The following is a 10,969-nucleotide window of genomic DNA, read 5'->3' as shown; positions in this document are numbered from 1 at the left end:
CCCGCCGTCGCGGGGGTCCGTGATCCGTGGATCCGTCCCTGACCTGGGGGATGGTACGGGTTTCTTACGACGTCTCCGTCGGGAGTGGATTGCCACGTTTCAGGGACCCTTGTGCGATTTGGGCTTGCGCCGGTGGGACTACGCTCCCAGGGGCGGCCGAGCGCGGTGCGCACCTTGAGGGCGGCTCACACGATCGGGGGCGCCCCCTCGCGCGGGCGTCCGAGAAGGCCGGGGCGCCGCTGCCAGGGAAGCGGCCCGGCGGGCGGGCGGTAGCTCACGCCGATCGCGTCCAGGCGCGCGTAATGTGCCTCCATGCGCCCCTGGAACGCCTCGAAGTCCCGTTCGGGAGAGGGCGGCAGCGCCGACCAGACGACCTCGGCGAAGGCGGCGAGCCGGGGGAATGCCTGGTAGTCCACCCGCCGGCGGTCCTCCATCACCTCGGTCCAGACATTGGCCTGGGCGCCCAGCACCCGGTCCGCGTCGGCGCCGGTGAGCTCCGGGGGAACCGGTTCGAAACGGTAGACGTCCTCCAGGGTGCGGACATAGCCGATCGGCACCGGTTCGTCCTCACCGGGGGCCTGCCGGTGGTCGAAGTACACCTGCTGCTCGGGGCACATGACGACGTCGTGGCCGGCCCGCGCGGCGGCGATCCCGCCCGCGTAGCCGCGCCAGGAGGAGACCGCGGCGCCCTCGGGCAGCGGGGCGCCGGGCGCGCCGCCCTCGAGGATCTCGTCCCAGCCGATCAGCCGGCGGCCGCGCTCGGCGAGCCAGTGGCCGAAGTGGCGGATGAACCAGCTCTGCAACTCGTCCTCGTCGGCGAGGCCCAGGGCGCGGATGCGCTCCTGGGCGGCCGGGGACGCCTTCCACTGGTCCTTGGGGCACTCGTCGCCGCCGATGTGGACGAAGTCGCCGGGGAACAGCTCCAGGACCTCTTCCAGCACGTGTTCGTAGAAGCGGAGCGTGTTGTCGGTGGGGGCGAGTACGTTCGGGTTGATGCCCCAGGTGGTCCAGACTCCGAGGGAGGCGGTGTCGATGACGTCGGTGTTGCCCAGCTCCGGGTACGCGGCGATGGCGGCCTGCGAGTGTCCGGGGATGTCGATCTCGGGCACGACGGTGATATGCCGCTCGGCGGCGTAGGCGACGATCTCGCGGATGTCGTCCTGGGTGTAGTGGCCGCCGTGCGGCCGCTCGTCCCACAGCGGGGACGCCCGGTGGCCCAGCTTGGTGCGCTCGCGCCAGGCGCCGACCTCGGTCAGCTTCGGGTAGCGGCGGATCTCGACCCGCCAGCCCTGGTCGTCGGTGAGATGGAAGTGGAACACATTGAGCTTGTGGGCGGCGAGCAGGTCCAGATAGGCCAGGACGCCGTCCTTGGGCATGAAGTGGCGGGCCACGTCCAGCATCAGCCCGCGCCAGGCGAACCGCGGCGCGTCCTCGACCGTCCGTTCCGCCAGCTCCCAGCCGGCCTCCGCGACCCTGAGCGGGGCGCGGCGGAAGGCGTCGGGGCCCAGCAGCTGACGGAGGGTCTGCGTACCCCAGTGGACGCCCGCGGCCGTGCCGCCCGCGATCTCCACCCGGCCGTCGGCCACGGTGAGCCGGTAGCCCTCGGGTTCCAGCGCGGAGTCGATCCGCAGGCTGATGGTGTCGTCGCCGCCGGGCGCGCCGTCCGGCAGGGACAGGCCGAGCGCCTGGCCGAGGGTGGTGCGCAGCAGCCGCGCCACCCCCTCGGTGCCGGGCCCGGCGGCCAGGGCGGTGCGCCGCGGGTGGATCCGCGCGCCCGCGCGGCCGGGACGGCTCTGGTCATGGCGGGGCGCGGGGATCAGCCCCGCGGCGTCGTGAGTCATCTGCTCCCCTGTCGGCCCCTCGTCAGCTCTGGTCAGTGCTCGTCGGGCCTCGGTACTCGTCGGTCCTCAGTACCCGTCGGTCCTTCACCGCTGTACTCGTCAGTCCTTCACCGCGCCGCCGAGGCCGGAGACCAGCCGGCGCTGGACGAGCACGAAGAAGATCAGCACGGGGATGGTCATGACGGTGGACGCCGCCATGATCCCTCCCCAGTCGTTCCCCTCGTCCTTGAAGAAGACCAGCAGCGCCATCGGAAGGGTGGAGTTCTCGGTCGCGCTGATGATGAAGGACTTGGCGAAGAGGAAGTCGTTCCAGGCGGAGATGAAGGAGAAGACGCTCGTCGCCACGAGTCCGGGGAAGACGAGGGGGAAGAGGATCTGCCACAGGAAGCGGGAGCGGCTGGCCCCGTCCAGATAGGCCGCCTCCTCCAGCGCCTCGGGCACCGCCTTGACGAAGCCGCGCAGCATCCAGATGGCGAACGGCAGCGAGAAGGCGATATGCGGCAGGATCAGCGACCCCAGGGTGTTGAGCCCCACCCCGGGCACCGTCTCCCCCAGATCGCGCATCAGGAAGAACATGGGGATGGTCAGCGCCTCGATCGGCACCATCTGGGCGACCAGGAACATGATCAGCAGCGTGGTGCGGAAGCGGAACTTGAAGCGGGCGACCGCCGTGGCCGCCAGGAAGGCGATCAGCGCCGAGGCGACCACCACCACCCCGGCCACGAACAGGCTGTTGAGGAAGTAGCGCCCGAAGTCCTGCTGCTCGAAGACGCGCCGGAAGGAGTCCAGCGACGGGGACCCCGTCCACGGCCGGGGCTCGGTGGACTGGATCTCCCCCTCCGGCTTGAAGGCCGAGAGCACCATCCAGTACAGCGGGAAGGCGACGACGGCCGCCACGATCAGGGCGGTGACCTCGGCCGCGAAGCGCCAGGGACGGCGGATGCGCAGCGAGACGCGCGAGTGGCTCACAGTTCTTCTCCCTGGCGTCGCAGCAGCCGCAGATAGACCAGCGTGACGGCCAGCAGGATCAGCAGCATCACCACGCCGATCGCCGAGCCCAGGCTGTACTGCGAGGACGCGAACGCCTTCTGGTACGCGTACACGTTGAGCACCATGTTCTGGCCGGCGATCCCGCCGCCGTTCGTCATGACGTAGATCTGTGTGAAGACCTTGAAGTCCCAGATGATGGACTGGATGGTCACCACGACGAGGATGGGCCGCAGCATCGGCGCCATGATCGTGCGCCAGATCCGCCAGGTGGAGGCGCCGTCCAGGGCCGCGGCCTCCAGCACCTCGGTGGGGATGGCCCGGATGCCCGCGTAGACGGTGACCATCACGAACGGGAACGAGCACCACACGACCTCGAACAGCACCAGGGCGAAGGCGCTGTAGCGGTCGTAGGTCCAGGAGTAGTCCTCGAAGCCGGAGAGGCCGAGCCACACCAGGACCTTGTTCACCGGCCCGAAGTCGGGGTCGAAGAGGAAGACCCAGACCGTCGAGCCGGTGATCGCCGGGGTGGCCCACGCGCCGAGCGCGGCCAGCATCAGCGCCAGCCGCGGAATCGCCCGTACGCGCGTCAGCAGGACCGCCAGCGCACAGCCGACCGCGAGGGTGGACACCACGCAGACGGCGGCGAAGAGCAGGGTGGCGACGGCGACGTTCCAGAACTCGCTGTCGCCGAACAGCTCGGCGTAGTTGGCGAACCCCTGGAAGGTGGTCGCTTCACCGCCGCTGACCTGCGCCTGGGTGTACTCCAGGAAGGAGATCAGACCGAGCTGGTAGATGGGGTAGACGAGCAGCCCGCCCAGGACGACGAGCGCCGGGGCGAGATAGAGCCAGGGGGTCCAGGTGCCGCGCCGGGCGCCCTTCCCGGATCGGCGCCCGGCCGGGACGGTGGATCCCGGCCGGGACCGGCGGCCCTTGGCGGGGGCTCGCCGGGCGTGCTGTGCGGTGCCGGCGCTCACTGCTCGAATGCCTCGTCCATCTTCTTCGCGGCGTCCTGGGTGGCGGCCGGCACGCTCTTACGGCCGCTGACGATCTCCTGGAACATGGTGGGCAGGACGAGCTGCGCGTCGATGGCCGCCCAGCCGGGCGAGGTGGGCACGAACTTGGCGCTGTCGTTGAGGGTCTTCACGAAGGGCTTGACGAAGGCGTCCTTGTGGGAGACGTCGCCGCGCACATCGGTGAAGGTGGGCAGGAAGCCCATGGCGTCGTAGAGCTCGCGCTGGGTCTGCTTCCCGGCGAGCGTCTTGAGCAGGTCCACGGCGATCGTGCGGTGCGAGGTGCTCTTGAGCACCCCGAGGTTGTTGCCGCCCGCGAAGGCCGGTGCGATGTCGCCCTTCTTCACGCCCGGCAGCGGCACGACCTTGAACTTGCCCTTGACCTTGCCCGCCTCGATGGCCTGGCGGTTGAAGTCGCCGCCGATCGCCATGGCCGCCTTGCCCGAGGCGAACGCCTCGACGGTGTCGTTGCCGCCCCACTGGGCGCACTTGGCGGCCGGGCAGTTGTCGTTGCCGAAGAACGAGGTGTACGCCTTCACGCCCTTCTGGGCGTCGGCGCTGTCGATGGCCGCCTCGTACTCGTTGGAGCCGAACTTGCCCTTCTCATCGGCGAGGTCGCCGCCGTTGGCCCAGATGAAGGGCATCGCGCCGTAGGTGTAGGCGCCGCCGACCGCGAGACCGTACAGATCCGGCCGCTCCGAGTGGATCTTCTTCGCGGTCGCAATCAACTCGTCCTGGGTGGCCGGCGGCTCCAGGTCGAGCTCCTTGAAGACGTCCGTCCGGTAGTACAGCGCCCGTACGCCGACGAAGAGCGGGGCGCCGTAGACCTTGCCGCCGATGGTCAGCGAGTACTTCGCGGTGGGGTCGATATTGGTCGAGTCGGTCCAGGCGCCGAACTCCTTGCTGATGTCCAGCAGCCCGCCGTCCTTGACATAGCCGGCGGTGTCGGTGTTGCCGAACTCGATGACGTCGGGAGCGCTCTTGGGGTCGTTGAAAGCCGCCTTGATCTTCTGCGCCCGGGTGTCGATGGGAATGTAGGTCACCTCGACGTCGGTGCCGTCGTGCTCCTTCTCGAAGCCGGCGACCGCCGCGTCGATCACCTTCTTCTTGGGCGCGTTGTTGACCTCCTGGAAGAGCCAGACCCGCAGTTTGCCGCTCTTCTCGTCCTCCTTGGAGCTGTTGTCGGAGGTGGAGGGGGCGCATCCGGTCATGGCCAGCCCCGCCAGGGCGAGTGCCACCACGGGCACGGTGACGCGGGAGGACAACCGGGAGGAAACAGAGAGATGGGACGACTTCATAAGGACCCTTAAACATTTGGCGTTGCAAGTAATGCAACGCATGTTTCACTCAGCACAATATGCGTGAGGCTAGGGAACCTTGAGCGACCCCACAAGAGGTCTGAACCACTTCGTGATAAAGCGAGCCGAAGCACTCCGCGACAAAAGGAACTTCGCGTCAGCAGGACCCTAGCGACGCGGCAACTCCTCGCCCGGATAGGCGGGTTCAACATACGGCACGGCCTCCACCCGCGCACCCGCTTCCGCCAGGCGCTCGACCACCCGGTCCCAGTCCGGCCAGGTCTTCCGGAACCGCTCAAGGACACGGTCGCTGGCCACCAGCACCACCTCGGCGCCCGGGTCCTCCGCCCACTCCAGGAGTCTGGGAAGGGTCGGCTGGGCGACCGACATCACGCAGCCGCCGGAGAGCCGGTAGCCCCGCTCGGCGGCCAGCCGCCCGCACCGCTCCAGCTGGGCGTCCCAGTCCTTCTCGAACTGGCAGTAGGCGCTGGCGCCTTCCGCTTCGGGCTCGTCGACCTCACGCGCCCCGAACACCAGATAGGCGGCCCGCGCCGCCCCGTTCTCCGTACGCCCGCTCATGGGCCGACCCTACTGGGGCCGTCCGGCGCGCGGCAGGGCGCACGAGGCACGGCACGCCCGGCCCGCGACCCCGTCTCGGGATCGCGGGCCGGGCGTGCCGTCTGTTCGCGCGAGGCTTCTCGTCAGCGCCCAGGGCCGACGGACCGGCTACTTCTTGCCGTCGCCGTCCTTGCCCTTGTCCTTGTCGCCACCGGCGCCCATACCCTCGAAGATCTCCTTGCACATCGGGCAGACCGGGTACTTCTTCGGGTCACGACCCGGGACCCAGACCTTGCCGCAGAGTGCGACGACCGGAGATCCGGAGAGGGCGCTCTCCATGATCTTGTCTTTCTGTACATAGTGGGCATAGCGCTCGTGGTCGCCGTCACCGTGCGACACCTGTGGTGTCGGCTCAACGAGGGTCCCCGTGCCTGCCCCGCGCTCGGGCTCAAGAGTGCTCATACAGCCCTAGGGTACTCATGCCTAGTTGAGAGAAGGGTCGTCCGGATACGTGGCGACCATGGCCAGCTCACTGCGCTGGCGGCGCAGCACCGACCGCCACAGCCGCTCGGGGGCGGGCGAGGACACATCGCCCGGCTCGGACTCCACCACGTACCACGCGCCCTCGGCGAGCTCGTCCTCCAGCTGACCCGGCCCCCAGCCCGCGTAACCGGCGAAGATGCGCAACGAGCCCACGGCCGCCGCCAGCAACTCCGGCGGCGCCTCCAGGTCCACCAGGCCGATGGCGCCGTGCACTCTGCGCCAACCGAGTGGCCCGTCCTCGGTGCGCGCCGAGGACCGGCCCGACTCGCCCGGCACGACGGCCACGCCCAGCGCCGAGTCCAGCGAGACCGGGCCGCCCTGGAAGACCACCCCCGGCTCCCCGGCCAGCGAGGCCCACGACTCCAGGATGTCGCTCACCCCCACCGGGGTCGGGCGATTCAGGACCACGCCGAGCGAGCCCTCCTCGTCATGGTCGAGGAGGAGCACCACCGCACGGTCGAAATTCGGGTCAGCAAGCGCCGGTGTCGCGACAAGCAGCCGTCCTGTGAGCGAGGACACCTCGGTCATGGCCACATGATCCCCCATATCCGGGCCGGAGGGGGAGTGGAAGTCGAGTCCCGTATGAGAGCAGGTCGGGGCGCAAGACAGCAGATGCGGCGCACGTGACTGCGGGCCCTCCGATCGAAACGGAACGTGTTGTGTCGCCTACGGGGTGACGCAAAGGGTGCAAGAGCCTTACGGAGGCGGTCTCCGGGGCTATTACTCTTGCCCTTTGGCCCTTGTGCCTTTGGCCCTTGCCCGTCTCAGGAACGCGAGACCAGATGACCCGCTCGAACGATGTCCTGCTCGTCCATGGCGGCACCCCGCTCGAAGGCGAGATCCGTGTCCGCGGCGCGAAGAACCTCGTGCCGAAGGCCATGGTGGCCGCCCTGCTCGGCAGTGCGCCCAGCAGGCTGCGCAACGTCCCCGACATCCGCGATGTGCGGGTGGTGCGCGGGCTGCTGCAGCTGCACGGCGTGACGGTGCGCCCCGGTGACGAGTCCGGTGAGCTGGTGCTCGATCCCACACACGTGGAGAGCGCCAATGTCGCCGACATCGACGCACACGCAGGTTCCTCGCGGATCCCGATCCTCTTCTGCGGCCCGCTGCTGCACCGCCTCGGCCACGCCTTCATCCCGGGCCTGGGCGGCTGCGACATCGGCGGCCGGCCGATCGACTTCCACTTCGACGTGCTGCGCCAGTTCGGGGCGACGATCGAGAAGCGGGCGGACGGCCAGTACCTGGAGGCCCCGCACCGGCTGCGCGGCACCAAGATCCGGCTGCCGTACCCGTCGGTGGGCTCCACCGAGCAGGTGCTGCTGACGGCGGTGCTCGCCGAGGGTGTGACGGAACTCTCCAACGCGGCGGTCGAGCCGGAGATCGAGGACCTCATCTGCGTACTGCAGAAGATGGGCGCCATCATCTCCATGGACACCGACCGTACGATCCGGATCACCGGCGTCGACCAGCTCGGCGGCTACAACCACCGCGCCCTCCCGGACCGCCTGGAGGCCGCCTCCTGGGCGAGCGCGGCGCTGGCCACCGAGGGCGGCATCTATGTGCGCGGCGCCCGCCAGCGCGAGATGATGACCTTCCTGAACACCTACCGCAAGGTCGGCGGCGCCTTCGACATCGGCGACGAGGGCATACGGTTCTGGCACCCGGGCGGCAAGCTCAACGCGATCGCCCTGGAGACCGACGTCCACCCCGGCTTCCAGACCGACTGGCAGCAGCCGCTGGTGGTGGCCCTGACCCAGGCGTCGGGCCTGTCCATCGTCCACGAGACGGTCTACGAGTCCCGGCTGGGCTTCACCTCGGCGCTCAACCAGATGGGCGCGCACATCCAGCTCTACCGCGAATGCCTGGGCGGCTCCGCGTGCCGGTTCGGCCAGCGCAACTTCCTGCACTCCGCGGTCGTCTCAGGGCCCACCAAGCTCCAGGGCTCCGACCTGGTCATCCCCGACCTCCGCGGCGGCTTCTCCTACCTGATCGCGGCCCTGGCCGCCCAGGGCACCTCGCGGGTCCACGGCATCGACCTGATCAACCGCGGCTACGAGAACTTCATGGAGAAACTGGTCGAACTCGGCGCGAAGGTGGAGCTCCCGGGCGGCGGCAACGCCGTGTAGGGCCTCCGCCGGGCCTCGCATAGCCTCCCTGGGGCCTCGTAGAGGCTCGTGGACGGGCCTCAGGGCCCGTAGGAGCGCCGAAGGGGCGGCCACCCGTGCGGGTGGCCGCCCCTTCTCATGCGCGGGGGCTTACTTGCCCTTGGCGGCTTCCTTGAGCTTGGAGCCCGCGGACACCTTCACGCTGTAGCCGGCCGGGATCTCGATCGGCTCACCGGTCTGCGGGTTGCGCGCGGTGCGAGCGGCACGGTGGGTGCGCTCGAAGGTCAGGAAGCCGGGGATGGTGACCTTCTCGTCGCCCTTCGCGACGACCTCACCAGTCACCTCGGCGAGGGCGGCCAGCACGGCGTCGGCGTCCTTTCGGGTCACCTCGGCGCGCTCGGACAGAGCGGCCACCAGCTCACTGCGGTTCATGTTGTACTCCCGTGTTCATCTTGCCAATGAGGCGTGAGATCGAAGCCGATGCTGCCAGGGCCCTCGGACAGTCCCCGGACCCGGGTCTGCTGTTCAGACCCTCGCGCCCGGAACGCATCCTGCCCCCACCTGTGGCGGGAATGCCAATCCGGAGCCCTGGAGAGTCACACGAAAAGCGCCGTGGCGGTCGTTTTCCTGCCCGCCACCCTATGGCCGCTTCCGGGACCCCGGAGCGCGCGACGCGCCGTACCCCGCCTAGACCGCAGTGGTACCGGTCACAGCGCGCGCCGCGTCTCGCACGGCCCCGGCGACCGCCCCCGCGACCTTGTCGTTGAAGACGCTCGGAATGATGTAGTTGGCATTGAGCTCGTCGTCGTGGACGACGTCGGCGAGCGCACCGGCAGCAGCCAGCATCATCTCGGTGTTCACCGTACGCGACTGCGCGTCCAGCAAACCACGGAAAACGCCCGGGAACACCAGGACATTGTTGATCTGATTCGGGAAGTCCGAGCGTCCGGTGGCCACCACGGCCGCGGTCTGGCGGGCGATCGCCGGGTCCACCTCGGGGTCCGGATTGGCCAGTGCGAAGACGATCGCACCGTCCGCCATGGCGGCCACGTCGTCGCCGGAGAGCACGTTCGGAGCCGAGACGCCGATGAAGACGTCCGCGCCCCGCACGGCCTCGCGCAGGGTGCCCGTGACGCCCTCCGGGTTGGTGTTGTCGGCGATCCAGCGCAGCGGGGACTCCGGATCGGCGGAGACCAGGTCCCGGCGCCCGGCATGCACCACACCGTGGATGTCGGCCACCACGGCGTGCCGCACGCCCGCGGCGATCAGCAGCCGCAGGATGGCCGTGCCGGCGGCGCCCGCGCCGGACATGACGACCCTCACGTCCTCGATCTTCTTGTCGACCACCCGCAGCGCGTTGGTGAGGGCGGCCAGCACCACGATCGCGGTGCCGTGCTGGTCGTCGTGGAAGACCGGGATGTCCACGGCCTCGCGCAGCCGCGCCTCGATCTCGAAGCAGCGGGGGGCGGAGATGTCCTCCAGGTTGATCCCCGCGAAGCCGGGGGCGATGGCCTTCACGATCGCGACGATCTCGTCGGTGTCCTGGGTGTCCAGGCAGATCGGCCAGGCGTCGATGCCCGCGAACCGCTTGAAGAGGGCCGCCTTGCCCTCCATGACCGGCAGGGCGGCCTTGGGGCCGATGTTGCCGAGGCCCAGCACCGCGGAGCCGTCGGTGACGACGGCCACACTGTTGCGCTTGATGGTGAGACGGCGGGCGTCCTCGGGGTTGTCCGCGATGGCCTGGCAGACCCGGGCCACGCCCGGCGTGTAGACCATGGAGAGGTCGTCACGGTTGCGGATGGGGTGTTTCGACGACATCTCGATCTTGCCGCCGAGGTGCATCAGGAACGTACGGTCGGAGACCTTCCCGAGCGAGACACCCTCGATGCCCCGCAGCTTCTCCACGATCTCCTGGGCGTGCGCGGTCGAGGTCGCGGCGATGGTCACGTCGATACGGAGCTTCTCGTGGCCGGAGGCGGTCACATCGAGGCCCGTTACCGAGCCACCGGAGGACTCCACGGCCGTGGTCAGCTGGCTGACCGCGGTACCGCTCGCGGGCACCTCCAGCCGGACCGTAATCGAGTACGAGACGCTGGGCGCCGTTGCCATGGCCTGCTTCCTCTGCTTTCCCTTGTTCATGCTCTCCGGGCCTCGGAATGCCGGGCCACGTCCTCAGATGGTTACACCTACCTCTGGGTACGGGGTAACCCGGCCCGACTTTCGGACATATTGTTCTGACATAGCAGAGTGGGGTCAGGCGAGTGGAAAGCCCCACTCCTTCGCGGGAACGCCTGGCGAGGCGGGCCGTCCGCCGCAGCCGCCGCCCTAGGCTCTGGCGCGCTACAGCGTCGTAAGGACGTCGAGGAAGAGACAACGAGGAGCGCGGGCATGGCTCAGGGCACCGTGAAGTGGTTCAACGCCGAGAAGGGCTACGGCTTCATCGCCCAGGAGGACGGCGGACCGGATGTCTTCGTCCATTACAGCTCGATCGACGGCAGCGGCTACCGCAGCCTGGTCGACGAGCAGCGGGTCGAATTCCAGATCGTGCAGGGCCGCAAGGGCCCCCAAGCGGAAGAGGTCCGCGTCCTGGGCGGCTGATGCCGCCGGGCGCGGACCTCTTGCGG

The 10,969-nt window shown here is 69.2% G+C and carries 11 protein-coding genes; 2 read left to right on the top strand and 9 right to left on the bottom strand.

Annotated features, from left to right (window positions below):
* Positions 1–185 precede the first annotated feature (185 nt).
* The 7 genes from LIV37_RS30450 to LIV37_RS30420 all read right to left on the bottom strand — a co-directional run bounded on the left by LIV37_RS30450 (position 186) and on the right by LIV37_RS30420 (position 6,768).
* The gene (locus LIV37_RS30450; RefSeq protein WP_020870925.1) at positions 186–1,841 is read right to left on the bottom strand and encodes a beta-N-acetylhexosaminidase; all 1,656 of its coding nucleotides are present in this window, start codon (positions 1,839–1,841) and stop codon (positions 186–188) included.
* Positions 1,842–1,940: 99 nt separating this feature from the next.
* Positions 1,941–2,810 (bottom strand): carbohydrate ABC transporter permease, encoded by an 870-nt coding sequence (locus LIV37_RS30445; protein WP_020870924.1) that lies wholly within the window; start codon positions 2,808–2,810, stop codon positions 1,941–1,943.
* On the bottom strand, positions 2,807–3,805 hold the full coding sequence (locus LIV37_RS30440) for a carbohydrate ABC transporter permease (protein ID WP_020870923.1): 999 nt from the start codon (positions 3,803–3,805) through the stop codon (positions 2,807–2,809). The genes LIV37_RS30445 and LIV37_RS30440 overlap by 4 nt, the downstream gene beginning before the upstream one ends.
* On the bottom strand, positions 3,802–5,139 hold the full coding sequence (locus LIV37_RS30435; RefSeq protein ID WP_121824326.1) for an extracellular solute-binding protein: 1,338 nt from the start codon (positions 5,137–5,139) through the stop codon (positions 3,802–3,804). Before LIV37_RS30435 ends, LIV37_RS30440 begins: the two co-directional genes overlap by 4 nt.
* A 168-nt stretch (positions 5,140–5,307) precedes the next feature.
* Positions 5,308–5,718: a hypothetical protein gene (locus tag LIV37_RS30430; RefSeq protein ID WP_020870921.1), complete on the bottom strand. Its 411-nt coding sequence runs from the start codon at positions 5,716–5,718 to the stop codon at positions 5,308–5,310.
* 147 nt (positions 5,719–5,865) lie between these two features.
* A complete protein-coding gene (locus LIV37_RS30425) occupies positions 5,866–6,159 on the bottom strand; it encodes a DUF3039 domain-containing protein (RefSeq protein ID WP_014061089.1) in 294 nt (97 codons plus the stop codon).
* Positions 6,160–6,180: 21 nt separating this feature from the next.
* On the bottom strand, positions 6,181–6,768 hold the full coding sequence (locus tag LIV37_RS30420; protein ID WP_020870919.1) for a YqgE/AlgH family protein: 588 nt from the start codon (positions 6,766–6,768) through the stop codon (positions 6,181–6,183).
* A gap of 254 nt (positions 6,769–7,022) precedes the next feature.
* Here LIV37_RS30420 and murA point away from each other — a divergent pair, with 254 nt between their 5' ends.
* Positions 7,023–8,366 (top strand): UDP-N-acetylglucosamine 1-carboxyvinyltransferase, encoded by a 1,344-nt coding sequence (gene murA, locus LIV37_RS30415; RefSeq protein ID WP_020870918.1) that lies wholly within the window; start codon positions 7,023–7,025, stop codon positions 8,364–8,366.
* A 129-nt stretch (positions 8,367–8,495) separates the two neighbouring features.
* On the opposite strand, the gene LIV37_RS30410 is transcribed toward murA, so the two are convergent.
* A complete protein-coding gene (locus LIV37_RS30410) occupies positions 8,496–8,777 on the bottom strand; it encodes an HU family DNA-binding protein (protein ID WP_009717479.1) in 282 nt (93 codons plus the stop codon).
* Positions 8,778–9,032: 255 nt separating this feature from the next.
* Positions 9,033–10,454 (bottom strand): NAD-dependent malic enzyme, encoded by a 1,422-nt coding sequence (locus tag LIV37_RS30405; RefSeq protein WP_020870917.1) that lies wholly within the window; start codon positions 10,452–10,454, stop codon positions 9,033–9,035.
* Positions 10,455–10,733: 279 nt separating this feature from the next.
* Between LIV37_RS30405 and LIV37_RS30400 the strand changes: the two genes are divergently transcribed.
* Positions 10,734–10,943: a cold-shock protein gene (locus LIV37_RS30400; RefSeq protein WP_020870916.1), complete on the top strand. Its 210-nt coding sequence runs from the start codon at positions 10,734–10,736 to the stop codon at positions 10,941–10,943.
* The last annotated feature ends 26 nt before the right edge of the window (positions 10,944–10,969 follow it).

The organism is Streptomyces rapamycinicus NRRL 5491, assembly GCF_024298965.1.
In the GTDB taxonomy this organism is placed as follows: domain Bacteria; phylum Actinomycetota; class Actinomycetes; order Streptomycetales; family Streptomycetaceae; genus Streptomyces; species Streptomyces rapamycinicus.
This window is presented reverse-complemented; position numbering and strand designations above follow the sequence as displayed.